We start from the raw sequence: 15,302 nt of genomic DNA, 5'->3' as shown, positions 1-15,302 counted from the left end.
TAACTTAACTCGTCGGTGATAAGATTTTCATTTGGCAAACTGTTTATAACATATTCTTGCAAATGCTTTTTACGCATTTACCTAAATGCCATAAGCATTCCAGTAAATGCCTTCCTTATTCATTCAAATGCTTTTCGCATGCATCCGAATGCCGGATCCTTTCATAAAGTTACTATAATCAATGAGTTAAAGATGCCGTGATCTTTACTTGAACTCTATTGATCTTTAGTGATCTAAAGAATTGATCTAACCTGTTGAAAACAATGATAAGTCCATATAAAACAAGGAATAGCGCTCCTTTATCAATATCTACAGATCGCAAACGGAAATGAAAGTGGGTTTACTATCATTGTTTTATTCAAGACAGTTTTTATTTTAATTTTATTAAGCAAATTTTTTGAGTTTACCTTTTAGATGTATCAGCCCTATTTGGCAAATTTGAGGTTCATGTATCATGTAGTAAACAGGAGGAAGATATGAACAACAGCAAACATACAGTCATTGAAGTGGATACTAATCTAGTTGAAATTGAAAAGGGATTTAATCCCCGAGAGGCGGTAATCGGAGATTTGTGTTACGAACAAGAACCTGTCAAATCGATGATTGTGTCAATCAAACAAGCCTTTAAGGAAGGAAGGCAGGTTGATATGATCAAGGTCGTAAAAAGAAAAGGTAAATATTTAGTTCGTCAAGGTCATACTCGTTTTCATGGCTTAAAATTAGCAATTTCTGAAGGTGCTAATATTCCAAAATTATCTGTTATCTTAATCGATTATAAAAACGAAATTGAAGAATACCTTGAGAACCTCGATGGTAACAGAAGCAATGGGCTAAATCCGGTTGGGCAAGCTCATGCATTAGCTCATGCTGTTAGTCTCGGGTATTCGGTTGAAGAACTAGCAATGCGATATCAACGATCAACTACCGCAATTCGTAATATGCTAAAAATCCTTGATATGCCATTAGAGCTTCAACGTTTGATTAGCCTAAATCTAATCAAAAAAACGCTCGCCATTGAAATAATGTTAAAATATTCCAACGATCACAAAATGGTTTTAAAACATATAGAAGGTTTCTTACCTGGCGTTAAGAATATTGAGACTACAACGAGCAAAATTGTAGGCATACCTGAACACAATGCAGCTGGAGCAGGACCAGACACCTTAAATAAAGGCGGACCAGAAAAGAAAAATTCGGCAGTCACACGTAAGACTTTGGGTATTAAGCGCCTCTCGCATAAGAAAACAGAACGGCTAAAATCTGAATTTCTTGAGCTTGTGGAAAGTACACATACGGAATCTATAACGAATACTCAAACAGAACTAAAATTTGGTAGAGATAGTGCACACTTGTTCAAAAATGTTGATAGTAAAAATGTAATATTTTCTGATGATGGTGTTCAAATAATCTTGAATGATGAAAAGCTAAATATTTTATTGTCTTTACTTAACGACGAAAATACAGCAATCATTCTTTCTAAACCAAAATTAGAAGAGCTTCTGGAAATTCGAGATCTCCTTAAGGAATAAAAAACCGAGGATTAGTTGAGTGATTAAACCTATAAAGCTGACTCTTATCGATAATTATAATGATTTGCTTCTAACTCATGAAGTCCTTAAACGCAACATGGAAGAGTTAGAACACGGTAAACGTTTTGACCAATTTCCTGAAGGGCATGACCACTATGAAAAAACTGTGAAAGAAGCTGTAGCAATCGTAGAGGCACGTTTGGAGGTGTTTCGAAAATGAAATCTCTTTTCTTTACTCTTGATGGTCATATGGTACCAGCCTCAGTGAATGTATCCCTTAACGGAGATGGAAATTATTATGCACCTATCGAAAGAGAATGTAACGAATGTGCGGGCACAGGCCACAAAGGGGCTGATGTATGTGAAAAGTGTCATGGGGTGCAAACAGTTGGACCCATTATTGAAAAATTAGTGGTACTAGAGCCAATTACCTTTCTCGATAACATTCCGGAACTGCGTGTTAACCCAACACTCGAAGCATGGAAATCCAGAAACCACGTACTTATTGAGAAAGCAAAAAAGGCTAACACTAAGTTTTCTAATAGTATATTGGCGCAACTAGACAATAACCGTTTTTTGACAGAACGCCAGCTGGATTGTTTCTTTACAACCTTTGATGTGATGTTGTCTGAAACTCCGGAAAATGAACAAGAAATTTTAAAACATAGCTACAATATCGGCCAGGTCATAAGCATTGAACTAACATTTACTGAAGTCAGGGCCGCGTACGCAAAAAGTAAAGGGAGTTATTTTTTTACATTTACTGGTAAAGTTAGAAATGACGGGATCGCTTTAACGGCCGATAAACAGGATCACATTTTATTGGGTGAACGTTATCATTTGACTGGAAAAGTCAGAAAATTCTATGATTTTGATTCGAAAAATTATGCTGCAATAACAGTTTTTAAGTTAAGTAAACTCCAAGACAGTTAAATGTTTTACTGCTTAAATATAGAGCCAAGACTTAAACTGTCGTTAGGACTCACTCACGTAATATTGTTGCTTACGCAATGGGTTTTATCCCTCATAAAGATCTGCGAGTATAAATCTTTTACATTTAAATTCCCCTCTATCACAACCTTTTCAATAGTAAAAAAATGATAATCTTATTAATTATAATTTTTAATTTTTTGTATACCAATACCATACAGTTAAGGCTAAAAGGTGATGATGGAGATGGACTTTAAAATGCACAATGATCTGGGTCTCGGTTTCATTTGTAAAAATGCAAGAACATCGTCAAAGCCAACGTTAAGAAAAGTTACTTTTCCGGTAAGCGCATATGAAACGTCTAAGCTTTCTTTAACCGGTTTTCAATGCCCCACAGCCTGCCGATTTCCTTTTTTTGTGCTATGCATGATAATCCATAACCATCTTTCGTCTGCATGCCCTATCAACCAAAATGAATGTTCAAATCATATATCGCAATTTTCTATCGACATTAAAGTACAAGATTGGCTTAGCCGTTCAAGAGTAGCGTTTATTGATTTCCATAATCTAAGAAATACAGATAAAACCACATTAATAACAGTGGAACATCTTGAAGCTTTACTTACTGTTATGTCAACTACTCTTGTCGCTTACGCTCCATATTCAAAAAAGAGACTTAACTTTAGCTTTCTAAATTCATTTACTTTGTCTAAAACTTCTCAAAGTTACACATTAACTTTCCCGGTAGTTCTCAGTCCGCTTTTAGATGCTCTTGGCGGTTTCATTCAGGAATGCATAACCGAAAAATTGTTAAAACGACGAAATTCGAATTTCATGGTTTACGAGTATCTTAAACGTTCAGGCCAGAGCTCTCATAAAGTGGAGGACATTAATAACGACTTACAGCTTAAAACTCTAAATATAAGACTTATGAGCGTCCTTACTGGGCTTTCTCAGCAAGGACTCATTTCATTTATTTGCGAAGGAAAGAGGGGCGACCGGAGAATAGAAGAGCTTCAGTTTATACCTTATGTTCAACGAACTCACCCTGAGGTATTAACTTTTCAGGAATGGATTAGCCCCGTTGATTAGAATTAACTCTATTTCAGCACGGCCAGTATTTCTGTTTCCGTTTTCCGTGTATTTGGCTTACTTCCTACGGATCGGTAAGCGCTGAGTCTGTGTATGACGAATCCACGCTCTTCATAGAGGCCCAAAGTGAATGGTGTCAGGCTATTTGATATCGCAACAGCAGCGCCTTTTCTGTGAGCGTCAACGAGCATATTTGCTAACAGCACGTGGTCGCTTTGGCTGAACGGTTTACCATCGTAACTGACAAAACTAGTTTTGCTTGTTTTGTCATATGGCGGATCACAATAAATCTGATCTCCTTCGCCGGTTGCGGCCAGAGTCTCCTCAAAACCAGCGGTGATCAGTTCAATACCTGAAAGACGAAATGAAAGGTAGTCTATTTTATTGAAGTCAAGCTTCAGTTCTGTATGTTTCCCCCAGGGCACTGAATAGATTCTTTCTGAGTTATAGCGGCACATACCGTTATAGCCCAGGCGATTCAGGGAGTAAAACAAAGCCGCTCTTTGAAGCGGTTGACCAGAAATACAGGTTTTGTTGAAACGGTCCCTCATCTCATAGTAGTCCTTTTCGACAAAGGTTTTATCCGCTAGGTTTTGGACCTGATTTATAAAGTTAGTTTTCTGTCTTTGAATAGTCCTGTATAGGTTGATCAAGTCTGGATTGCTATCTGCAAGCAATGCATTTTGTGCAAACATGTTCAGAAAAACGGCACCACCGCCTATAAAGGGTTCTACCCACCGGCAACTATGATCGTGTGGGTAGTGATGGCTGATGAAAGGCATCAGTTTCGTTTTTCCACCAGCCCATTTGATTATCGGCATGTGTCTGAGATGTCGAGTCAAAGTGTCTATACCTGAGAGAGAAATTTAGGTGCTGGTATCGTACCTAACCACGGGCTTTAACTAATAACTTAGGGAGCAAAAAAAAGTTGTTTAAGACGCACAGTTTTGACTTTCAGCATTGCGGATTTATAAGATTTTTCCTCACTGATACCTGAACTTTATGTTTTGGATTTATGTCTTTGTTTATGAAGCGATTTTGATGCCATCACAAGAAATGGGGAGCCCTCTTTTTTTGTGAAAAATCAGAATAGGCTCAAAAAGTACCTTTTTTGCGAAAAATTATGGATTTTTTTTTCGGTAGTATCCCCGCTACGCAGAAAGTAAGCAGAAAAATGTAACGGAGCCCCTATGAGTGTTTTACTGACAGAACCTACACAGCAAGCTAATGACAAGGTCTTTAAAACGGCCCATGTTGCCTTTTCAGTAGTTACTGGCACAGGTCGTTACGTCACTGGGCTTAAACAGTTCCGTGATGCAAACCCTGAACTTTGTACTGAAGTAAGTGACCAGAAAGCATGGGCTATCCACCCTTCAGTAATTCAGGTCACGCCAGGCTTCAACTCCCGCGAAATGGGAATGGGTGACGATTACTATAAGCTCCCTGAGGTTGAAGAACACATCTACAACATCAAGAATGCCTACATTCGAGGTGACTATGTAGACCCTATCCGAGTACGTGTCATTGATGGGGTACCTTTTGTTCGCCAGGGGCACTGCCGTTTAAAAGCCGCAATGATGGCATGTGATGAAGATCATGACATCACAATCCTTTGCGTTGAGATTAAAGAAGATGAAATTGGCTGTGAGCTCGCGACCATTGATGGTAACCGTGGTCTTGCGCTTTCTCCTGTTGCGCTTGGCGAGTCCTATCGTCGCCTACATTCTCTTGCTGGCTGGTCACTCGAACGAATTGCTCAACGTGAAAATAAAAGCCCGACGACCATCAGTTCTCTTATCCGCCTGACAACCTGTTCTGTTGTTATCAAGAAATGGATTCATGCTGACGCTATTTCGTATGTTAACGTGCTTTCACTGATCGATGAGCTCGGTGAAACAGAAGCAATTTCACGTATCAAGAAGATGATCGCGGAACTTGAGCAGGCCGATGCGAATGGCATCACGGTGAAAAAAACCCAACATGGTCAGGTACGAGTCAGACCTTCAGACTTCAAGCCAGCACGGATTCCGCCGGTTATTGCCACAAAAGCCGTAGAAGGCGTCAAACTCATCACCACCAGCTTATTACAGAAACTGGGGGATATTGAATTGCCGGAGATGACAGATTCAAGTGCTGACGAAGAAATCAACATTACGTTGAACCGCAGTACTCTGGAGATGCTGAGAAATCTTTCAAAAGAGATCACAGAATCAGAGAACAAGCAGCTTCGCCGTGCGGAGAATCGTCAGGCAAAACTTAATGGTGAGAAGCCAAAATACCCACGTAAAAAAAATGCTAAGAAGGCAGGGGAAGAGACCGATCAGGATACTGACCCACAGCCGGACGCAGAATAATTTACTTTTGGCAAAGTGTTGGTTTTGTCAGAGTCATTAAGGATTCAGGCTTTTTGCCCGCCTTTTTTAAACCTCCATGTATCGTTCTTGCCCCGTTTATGCGGGGCTTTTTTTTTGCTTCTTTCTATGAGTTGACATCTTTAAGTTTTATTCAGAGACATAAAAAACTTTTTCGTGTCACTGAACCTATTAGGTTACAGAGCGACGTTGCTATCCTGGTAAAAGTTTTTTCTAAAGGACCGGTAAAATGTCATCTCTTGATTCTGAAGCTAAACCCGATAATGCAGGTCACAGCGTACTGGCTTTAACAACCTCTCATAGCCTGGTGGTTAGCTCTTCTGAAACATTTCTTCCAGATATGCGCAAAGAGCTCGGCATTATCGCGGATCTTGTTGAGTCCTATAATGATGAACTCTGCTTGTTGAAACACATGGCTGTCCAGTTCAAAACCCACAATCACCAGAAACTTTATTCTTATCTCTCAGGCTACAACCACAGTATCTCTGAAGCGGATGCCTTGTTCGCGGAAAACGCTCTGAGATCTGAATACTGGAAACGCGTTATGGCACTCACTGATGTTTTGCCTATCATGTCGGATGCCAAACGTAACGAATGGGATAAGCAGTTTACGGCCGACCGCTATATTATGCCGCCTCAGGTGATCCCTGATTTCACAGCTGACGCTGTAGTAGGCACAGTCGTTGCTTTGCTTAATGACCGCAATCAATTTATTAAAGAAAGGGTTTACGACGTCTTCCAGTCTCTGAGCCGCAGTCATAAGACAAACAAAGCTTTTGGGTTCTCCACCCGCATGATCACTACCGGAGTTTGCGAGCCGTCTAAATACCCCTGGCAGAAATTAAGGGTGGATTTTAAAGAGTCTGGCATTTCACCACTGAGCGAGCTCCGCGTTATATGCGCATTCTTCCGTGGCGAACAGGTGAAGGCGATCCATAACACCAAATCATTGGTTGAGGCGTTGGTCGAACATGAGGGGTTCAGAAAATGGATCTGCATCGATGGCAACAGTATTCGTTTCAGGGTTTACAAAAATGGATCAATGCATATTGACGTCCACCCTGATATCGCCGAGCGGCTTAACAATATTTTATCAGCTATCGTACCGCTGGCATTACCTGCCGACCGCATGGCTCATAGCAAGAAATCTTTGGAGGCATTCCCTGTACTTAAGCAGTGCATCGACTTTGATACCCGGATGCAGCTTTCTGAACTAATGTTTAAAAATGACGGGGACAATAAATGGAGTTGCTGGACATCTTTAGGGTCTCTCGCCGAACGCAAATCTTCGAGTGTTGCCGCTGACACCCTTCGGTTCTTAGGGGCAACAGTAACAAAATACGATGTGACATTTTCCTATGATCCGTGTGAGGTTATTCGTTACATCGGCCAGATAGGGGAGATGCCTGATATTGTATCGCATCAGTTTTACCCTTCATCTTGCCGAATCAGCGAATATGTATATTCCCTGCTCGGTGCAGGGGAAGGGGATACCCTCCTGGAGCCTAATATTGGCCATGCGGATTTGCTTAAATCATTCCCTGCCGGTGTGATCGTTACTGGCATCGAGCTTGATACTTTGAATTGCCTTATCTCCCGGGCTAAGGGATACGATACGACAGAAGCTGACTTCCTCACATGGTCTAAGTCTAATCAACAGAAGAAGTTTGATTATGTCGTGATGAACCCACCTTTTGCCGATAACCGGGCCAGGCTGCATCTCCAGGCAGCTGCATCTCATCTCGCAGCCGGGGGATCTCTAGCAGCCGTTCTTCCATTATCTCTTCAGGGGCTCGATAACCTTCTGGGGGAAGAATTCCGGACGGAATGGATGGACGTTTTTGAGAACGAGTTTGAAAACACGACCGTTTCGGTTCGCATCCTGTACGCCGAACGTATTCAACAAGAGGAAGTCCTATGAGCAACCAACCCACCAGCCTGCCAGAAGAAGATATTGAGTTTGTTATGGATACCTTTCAGAGGAGCATGGGTAAATCCAAACCTGTCAGGGATACTCAAATAGAGGGCGAGAAACCGCAAAGTAAAGAGTCCGCAAACTCAACTGAAAACCCCGGTTATGAAGAATTCTTTTAATTACGCTCATGATATCCTGGTGCAGTTATTTAGAATGATATTTGAGGGATGGGGGACATTGTGATTAAAAGGCGTAACATTCGACGATCAGTTTATGGATTGCTTATTGTTCTTATCGCCGGAAATGTGTGGTTAGGCCTTAGAGCTGATAAAATTCATAAAGTGCGTTATCAGGATTTCTGGTCACCGGCAACTGTGATTAAAGTAACTGTAATGCCTTCAACGAATGAAATCCAGCTCAGTGGTAAAATCCCTAAATCGGTAAGAGTTTCAAACAATTATGTTGAGTACTCGTTACCGGGCACACTCTCGGACAAGACCATTTACCGAAGCGTGTTAGAAGATGAGATGCTCACTTTGCTTAATGCTGGAGGTCAACTTGAAGTTAAATACACTCTGGACAAGCAGACAAATCGAACTAAGGTATGCACTAAGTGCTTACGGGTGATTAAAGATATTAACCATCAATATTCAGCCACTGAGGTAAAGCATGGGCAGTCCTAAATTTGAAATTGCTGAGCAAATTAAAATGTGGATCGTTGTTTATCTAGTTTGCTTTTTAGCACTTTACTGTGTGTTAAGCGCTCTACATGCGCTTTATGATCCGCTAAATTTACCTGCCCTGACGTGGCCTATCAGCTGGTTCGTGGTGCCTGAAATGACAAGTTTTGGCAGTGCATTATTAGCTTTTGTCCTAACGCCAGGCCTTTGCTCTATAATTGCTGTTTTATTCGGTAAGTCTACCTTTAAAAAAGCTAAAACAAAAATATAGAGTTAATTAGATTGGTGGCTCAGGTTTATAAAACCTCTCACTAGAGAGGTTTATTTATTATTTTTGACTGAGATTAACAGCGTTTTCCATAAATGTATCAATAACAACCGTAAGAGACTGGCTGGTACCATGGCTATACTCAGGCCAAGGTAAAAAAGGATATGAAGAATACGCCATCAACATGATACTGGTTGGGCAACGCCAGTCCGTTGGAACACCTTTACTGTAATGGACAATCATAGCCGGGCGACTACAATCAATATCTCCAGCGTTTTTATCGAGTACGAAAGTAGCCAGAACGCCGGTGTCCTTCTGGGATACGAAAACAAGGCTGTCAGTAAAAATAAAGGCCATTAAGGAAGAGGCCAGGAAAGCGCCAGTAAATAAGGACTTCTTCTCTTTCCAAACGCGTCGAGCATATAACCCCATTAGCGCTACCGCTGAAACCATTCCGGACCACTGAGCACCCAAAGAAAAATCTGTTACTGTTTTAGATGTCATACTTTCATTAATAGTAATCATTGCGACAATGAATGGTGATGCAATTCCAAGTGTTGCTAGGACTATCAGCGATATTTCAGACCGGTTTTCTTTAGCGGATCCTTTACTTATTGCAGACATTGCTCTGAACATAACGAATGTACTGTTGAGCATCAGAAAACAGCATAAGAGCATGTATAACATTGGGTTTCCTCAACCTAGAAGTGATGGTTACCCTGTTATTTTACATAAATTTGACTCAACAGATGCTTTTAAAATCTCGCTTCCTTGAATTTAAAAACATATCAGCACAATTGGCAAACATAAAGGAGCAGCGTCTATCAAAAGTTACTTTTATGATTGGTTGAATACTCATTTTGAAGGCTAAAATCCAAAAAAGTGGGTACAAAAAGTTACTTTTGCGTCATCCAGATGCACTGCCGCCATTTTGCATTCTGTACGTTGGTTGCTTTCTCACTTGATGTCTCTTTTAACAGGCAAATTATCACTTTATCCGACCGGACCTTGTAGGCTGAATCCGTAGAATAAGGCTATAACCTATTCCCGGAGCATCATATGCGTAAAACTCTAATTGGCTGCATGGTTGCAACTGCCCTTGCTACTGTATCTTCGGCACATGCTCAGGTATTTAGCTACTCATTTACAGATACCAATAAGGCTGTTCGGAATATTAAGCCTGCAACACAAACATATCTTAATCCCGCTGGTGTTTTGACTCTGAACTTGATATCGGGTCTTGATCGGTACGAGCGAGTGACGGTCACACGAGACAGCGATAAAAAGGTTATGTATTCCTCCGTCTCGACCAAAACGAGCGTTGCAGATCGTATCGTTGCTGCCGATGGAACAGAATACTATGGAAAGGATATGGTTCTACCGGCGCTCGGAGAAGGGACCTTTACTGTAGTCAATGAAACTCTGGATATTCGCCAGACTGTAGTGAGCACATCTACTTATCATTTCATCGTTGATACAACTCCTCCACGCTATAAGAGTATTTATCCGAGTCAAAACGCAGGTTACGACATGGTACTTTCTGGGCCACTTTGGGAGTTGGGCCGAGGCGGTAGTGGCCAGTTTTCTATATTTGCAGACGGTATTGAGGATGCTAGTGGAATTGCCAAGATCCGTCTTGTCATTAAACGAAGTAATGGTTCTGTGGTCTCCGACAATAACCTGAGTTATGACACAGCCAATAAACGTGCGTTCTATCCGTGGATTAAAGATATGAACACCCAGGCTGGCATGCCCTCAAGTGATCTTGATGAAGAATTCACCTTCAATTTCATCGTTACGGACCTGGCAGGAAATACGCTTAACATTCCTCCCCAGCGGTTTTTATATGACGATCAAATGGGAGAATTTACGCCATTTGCAGTTCATGACTCACGTGTAAGCACCAGTGTTGTACCCGGCATTTCTTCGGGATACGTCCCGTTTAAACGAGGCCTTACAGTGCTGGAAAACCCCTACAAGTTGGTTATACGTATCCCAAGAACTAACTGGAAGCCATATCGAAATGGTGGCATGAGCATTACCAATAACTATGGCGGAGTACAGGTCCTTTCCGAAGATGCCACCTATGTCTACGTGGAAGTTAAGCTGCCACAGGGTGCCTTAGATGGAAACTACTATAGACCTGTGAATACATATCAATGGTCTGGAGGAGATCTTGGTCAGTATGCCAGCTGGCTCAACTGGGATCCTGCCTCTGTAAAGAGTCCGGCTTGGGGAAGTTCACCCATAGAACGACAAAAGGCTGATGGAACATGGTTCAACAGCGTAAACTGGAACCTGTTCAAGGCATCTGATATGCCTATAAAACTTACTAATATCCGGTTCAATGTACAGGCTAGGCCATATGATCAAAAAATCACTGGCGGAGCAACATGCAGTATTCCAGCTGGCTCAACAACCTGTACCGTCTCTTTGCCCCAGGATATTATAAATGGCACTACCGGCTATCTTCATAGTGGCTATGAAGTAAGGTCAACCACCGAAGCAACCTTCTTTGCCCCTATATGGGAGAATATAGCCTGGCATACACTGGGTCCCTCCGTCACTGGATTTGATTACATTGAAACCACCAACATTCTCCAGGTTTACGTGAATCAACCTGGAGATGGTTCATATTTCGACCATGTTTATGTAAATCGAGTTTGGTTGTCAGATAAAAACCGTAACAACGCAGAAATAAGCGTAACCGGCAAACAAACAGGTAGAAATATGGCGTCTGGGAACTACACGTATGAGTTCAACATGAAAGAGGTACCAGAAGGCAGTTATAACGTGGTAATTAATGCCCAAGATACATTCAACAATACCGGTAACCTCCCTTATCAAACTGTTGTCGTTGATAATACAGCACCATCTGTAAGTATTAGCTACGAAGGAAAACCGATCAGCAAAAACGTAACAGTATATGGGCTGGAGAACGTCCGTATACAGCTCACCGATGCTCTAACTAAACCATCCTTAAGCCGTATGACTCTTCGCGGTGGCCCTGTTTCTGATGCGGTGGAATTGTCTTGGGTGAATCTGGGAAACAACCTGTATGCACCTAATTATCCCAAGATCTTTCCGTCTCTTAATGAAGGCGAAACATACACTCTCACAGTTCAGGCCAAAGATGAGATGAACAACGTTAAAGAAAGCTCAGTCGAATTTAACTACCTTCCAAACAATCTCGTCAGGCTAGAGAATCTGAAAACCTTAGCTGTCAATGCTTCTCTCAAAACATCTGACAATACTCCTCTGGCTGTTCTGTATGCCAGCCAGCTGCGTAAAAAGGATGGTTCAATCGCTACAGGGCTTCAGGACGCAGTGCTTACTGTCCGTAAGGACGCTGCATTCGGCGTGACTGTAAATGGTGTTTCTGCGATGCCAGGTGAAAGCAAAGAGCTTCAACTGGATTTGGGGCTCGGGGACAGCCGTAGCTTTCCTATTTTCCCTGCTGTATCCGGCCTTACAGGCAGATCTGAGTTCATGATTAACATTGAAGAATTAAAATAAAGCAGGGCTGTTTTGCTGAAGCACAACGGCCGTCTTCTGATGCGCCGTAGCCCATGTTGTTGCAAATCAGTCCGACGTTCATTGCGTAAGTAACGCTTACTGCGGACCATGGTAGTGATTAGACTCACTACCATGGTCATTTCACCACATATCTTCTCTGCATTGCTCTTGTTGGGCAGACTAGTAACTCGTCACTAAATTGCAGCTTTTGTCTTGCTAAGTCGCTGGTATAACTGCACTACGAAATCGTCAAAAGATTTTATCCCTCATGTAGATCCAATAAATGATCCCAAAGGTGCCAGAGAGTACAAAGAAGATCCCGGTACGCTGTAGGCCGCATGGTTACTGGGCTGGAGCATTGTCACTGACAACAGTAGCGACATAAGTGACAACGGGAGTGACTTAAAAGACAATGGTAGAGACTATTTCGACGTTGGTAATGATTTTAAGTGACAATGGTAGTGAGGTTAGACTTAAACTTCCACTGTAAGGTAAGGTGACTCGCATTATTTAAATAAATTATTACTTTCAATTACTTGCGACACGAGTCTGCATGTATGCTTCTATTTCTCAAAAATTTATCCACCGAAAATGCCTGTGGCTGTGATTTAGCTTTGACGACAGTTTTTATCAGGGAGGCAAGTTGAGACCTGTATAAGAACTAAGCATTTATTTATCCCCATTTTCCACAAGGTAGTTCCAATAATTAGTACCTTAGTGTTCCTGATAGATCAAAAGAGATCCCCGCTGCCTCCAGGCCAGACGGCACAAGGCCTGAGACGTGATCAGTGACAACAGTAGTGATTATTTTGACATTGGTAGTGATTATTATAACGTTGGTAATGAGTTTTTTGACATCAGTAGTGATCAGAGCGACAATAGTAGTGACTTTTCATTAGATCTTTTTAACTTGATCTGATCCGTTGTTGATAAGAGTTGCAGGTCATTGTATGCAAAGAGTTTTTGCCAAGTTTTAATGAGTGGAGTCGTTTTTTTAGGTAGAACTTATGCACAGATATGGATCATCACAATGATCCATCCAGTGACATAGAGTTCGCTGGGGCTTACTATTCACCAATCTGTTTACACATTCAGTGATAACTTATTATGACTAAAGAGAAAGATACTGAGCAGCAGGACCTGGTCACCAGGGCTTTCTCTGTTAGAGAGAAAGAATCAGGTAAAGACATCATTTTGCGTCCTAACAGCAACCGTACGGTGCAGTCTATTGCTTTGATGCGGCTCGGGCTGTTCGTCCCATCACCAAAGAGTGTGGGGCGTCAAAATCGGGAATATAAAACGGTTGGCTTTGACGCAACGAAAGAGTTACAGACGCTCTCTTTAATGGAGAGCGAGGGGTTCACCAATATTTCAATTGTCGGTGAGCGTCTTGATATGTCAGTAGATTTTAAGACGTGGATGGGCATCATTCGAACCTATGCCAATCATCCGATTAACAATGACACGATAAGCTTAAAATTCACTGAATTCCTCAAGCTATGTACGCCTGAAAATTATCGCTCATCTACAGCGTCCAGAAAACGTATAGACGCCTCCTTACGCAGGTTAGCATCCGTTACCTTGTCGTTCACCAGTAATAACTCGTCCAAAGTCTATACAACGCATCTGGTACAGTCTGCCCTGTTAGACCCGGAATCAGATCAGGTTGTCCTTCAGGTTGATCCTAAGATTTTCGAGCTCTATCAATACGATCATAAGGTTTTGATGCAGCTGAAGGCAATTAAGGAGTTGGCCAAGAAGGAAAGCGCCCAGGCTCTCTATACGTTCATAGAGTCATTACCGCCAAATCCTATACCGATATCCCTTACTCGGCTGAAAAATCGTCTGAACCTCAAAACACGAGCAAATAGTCAGAATGCTACCGTGAGAAAGGCTCTTGAAGAGTTGGCATCGATAGGATACCTCCAGTACACCGAAATTAAGAAAGACGGAAAAGTATACTTCCAGATTCATAAGCGGGATCCCGATCTGAATTTGAACAATACTCAGCCTCCTTTAGAAGTGGTTGAAGATGAAGAAGAGAACTCAGGGTCTTCTGTTTTAGAAGGTGAGTTATGCCCACCAGCTGACCCGATAGACGGCGATGATGTTCTTACCGTCCATGATTTAACCGCTGAAGAACTGCGCTATATTCGTAGTCTTCGAAGCCAGAAAAAGAACAGCAACGCCAGCTAAAGTTAACCCGGCGGTTCAGGCTCCGGGTGCTAAATTACTTCTTCGATTTTCGTTAGTCCCAGCCCGCTCTTTCACGTCAACGGTAATGAGTCAAAAGTCATTACCGTTGTCATTGTTCTCTACCACCCTATGTAGATCGAGATTGCGAATTCAACGCTTTCTCCTGAGTCACCTGTTAACACCCGGTTTCTACGCTTTACTTCATTGGCCAGTACATCCAACGGAAAATATCGTAACGGGGTGACAATGGCAGTGAGTTGACCCACTCACTACCATCGACATTCAAATCCCGGCTTCTCTGGTAGCTATAGTGACAATGGTAATGATGTGTACCTTACTGGCATTGTCATTGTCCTCCGAGTGTGCGTTCAGCTTTGGGAGGACACCGGAACTTAATGCGGCGAGTCACGGCCATTGTGAATCTCGATTGGATTGGCGAATACGGCTTCCGGTTGGGCCAGATGTCAATGGTTATGCTTCATCCAGCTCATTACTGTAGTCATTGCCGTTCAGCTGAGCTGATGCTCCTCTCATTCTATGTGGCGACAACGGTAGTGAGCCCAGAAAGTGACTACCGTTGTCATGGCCGTCCAGTAGAGCGGGTCAACCTCTTAAATCACAGGGTGACAACGGTATTGAGCCCAGAAAGTCACTACCGTTGTCATGGACGTCTGGTTAAGCGGATCTACCTCTCAATTCACAGGGTGACAATGGTAGTGAGCCCAGCAAGTCACTACCGTTGTCATAGTCGTCCCGTTGAGCAGATCAACCTCTTAACTTACAGGATGACAACGGTAGTGAGCC

13 protein-coding genes are annotated in these 15,302 nt (G+C 42.2%); 11 read left to right on the top strand and 2 right to left on the bottom strand.

What is annotated here, in order from left to right; all coding sequences use genetic code 11:
* The first annotated feature begins 476 nt into the window (after nucleotides 1-476).
* The 4 genes from DBR02_RS25240 (at nucleotide 477) to DBR02_RS25225 (ending at nucleotide 3,551) form a co-directional block, all read left to right on the top strand.
* Entirely contained in the window at nucleotides 477-1,529 is a 1,053-nt protein-coding gene (locus DBR02_RS25240) for a hypothetical protein (RefSeq protein WP_001065778.1), read from the top strand.
* A 19-nt stretch (nucleotides 1,530-1,548) separates the two neighbouring features.
* Nucleotides 1,549-1,749 (top strand): hypothetical protein, encoded by a 201-nt coding sequence (locus DBR02_RS25235; RefSeq protein WP_000594930.1) that lies wholly within the window; start codon nucleotides 1,549-1,551, stop codon nucleotides 1,747-1,749.
* Nucleotides 1,746-2,462 (top strand): zinc finger-like domain-containing protein, encoded by a 717-nt coding sequence (locus DBR02_RS25230; protein ID WP_000838219.1) that lies wholly within the window; start codon nucleotides 1,746-1,748, stop codon nucleotides 2,460-2,462. The genes DBR02_RS25235 and DBR02_RS25230 overlap by 4 nt, the downstream gene beginning before the upstream one ends.
* A gap of 234 nt (nucleotides 2,463-2,696) precedes the next feature.
* Nucleotides 2,697-3,551 (top strand): hypothetical protein, encoded by an 855-nt coding sequence (locus DBR02_RS25225; RefSeq protein WP_000970401.1) that lies wholly within the window; start codon nucleotides 2,697-2,699, stop codon nucleotides 3,549-3,551.
* An 8-nt stretch (nucleotides 3,552-3,559) separates the two neighbouring features.
* On the opposite strand, the gene DBR02_RS25220 is transcribed toward DBR02_RS25225, so the two are convergent.
* Nucleotides 3,560-4,372, bottom strand: a complete 813-nt coding sequence (locus tag DBR02_RS25220; protein ID WP_001121574.1) for a DNA adenine methylase — start codon at nucleotides 4,370-4,372, stop codon at nucleotides 3,560-3,562.
* Nucleotides 4,373-4,741: 369 nt separating this feature from the next.
* Between DBR02_RS25220 and DBR02_RS25215 the strand changes: the two genes are divergently transcribed.
* The 5 genes from DBR02_RS25215 (at nucleotide 4,742) to DBR02_RS25200 (ending at nucleotide 8,789) form a co-directional block, all read left to right on the top strand.
* Nucleotides 4,742-5,905 (top strand): hypothetical protein, encoded by a 1,164-nt coding sequence (locus DBR02_RS25215; RefSeq protein WP_000114860.1) that lies wholly within the window; start codon nucleotides 4,742-4,744, stop codon nucleotides 5,903-5,905.
* Nucleotides 5,906-6,152: 247 nt separating this feature from the next.
* Entirely contained in the window at nucleotides 6,153-7,844 is a 1,692-nt protein-coding gene (locus DBR02_RS25210) for a DUF4942 domain-containing protein (RefSeq protein WP_000096325.1), read from the top strand.
* Nucleotides 7,841-8,017, top strand: coding sequence for a hypothetical protein (locus tag DBR02_RS26840; protein ID WP_000070862.1), 177 nt, complete (start codon nucleotides 7,841-7,843; stop codon nucleotides 8,015-8,017). Before DBR02_RS25210 ends, DBR02_RS26840 begins: the two co-directional genes overlap by 4 nt.
* Before the next feature lie 60 nt (nucleotides 8,018-8,077).
* A complete protein-coding gene (locus DBR02_RS25205) occupies nucleotides 8,078-8,521 on the top strand; it encodes a hypothetical protein (RefSeq protein WP_001805248.1) in 444 nt (147 codons plus the stop codon).
* Complete coding sequence (locus DBR02_RS25200) at nucleotides 8,508-8,789, top strand: hypothetical protein (RefSeq protein WP_000535423.1); 282 nt, start codon at nucleotides 8,508-8,510, stop codon at nucleotides 8,787-8,789. The genes DBR02_RS25205 and DBR02_RS25200 overlap by 14 nt, the downstream gene beginning before the upstream one ends.
* Before the next feature lie 57 nt (nucleotides 8,790-8,846).
* Here the strand turns inward: DBR02_RS25200 and DBR02_RS25195 are convergent, their stop codons facing one another.
* Nucleotides 8,847-9,473, bottom strand: coding sequence for a hypothetical protein (locus DBR02_RS25195; protein WP_000966518.1), 627 nt, complete (start codon nucleotides 9,471-9,473; stop codon nucleotides 8,847-8,849).
* A gap of 372 nt (nucleotides 9,474-9,845) precedes the next feature.
* Here DBR02_RS25195 and DBR02_RS25190 point away from each other — a divergent pair, with 372 nt between their 5' ends.
* Together DBR02_RS25190 and repHI2 are read left to right on the top strand one after the other, a co-directional pair.
* The gene (locus tag DBR02_RS25190) at nucleotides 9,846-12,302 is read left to right on the top strand and encodes an Ig-like domain-containing protein (protein ID WP_001232713.1); all 2,457 of its coding nucleotides are present in this window, start codon (nucleotides 9,846-9,848) and stop codon (nucleotides 12,300-12,302) included.
* 1,107 nt (nucleotides 12,303-13,409) lie between these two features.
* Nucleotides 13,410-14,498, top strand: coding sequence for an IncHI-type plasmid replication initiator protein RepHI2 (repHI2, locus tag DBR02_RS25185; RefSeq protein ID WP_000159528.1), 1,089 nt, complete (start codon nucleotides 13,410-13,412; stop codon nucleotides 14,496-14,498).
* Nucleotides 14,499-15,302 lie beyond the last annotated feature (804 nt).

Source organism: Enterobacter cloacae complex sp., assembly GCF_900322725.1.
In the GTDB taxonomy this organism is placed as follows: domain Bacteria; phylum Pseudomonadota; class Gammaproteobacteria; order Enterobacterales; family Enterobacteriaceae; genus Enterobacter; species Enterobacter quasihormaechei.
Note: the sequence above shows the minus strand (reverse complement) of the source record. Positions and strands in the feature narration are given on the sequence as shown.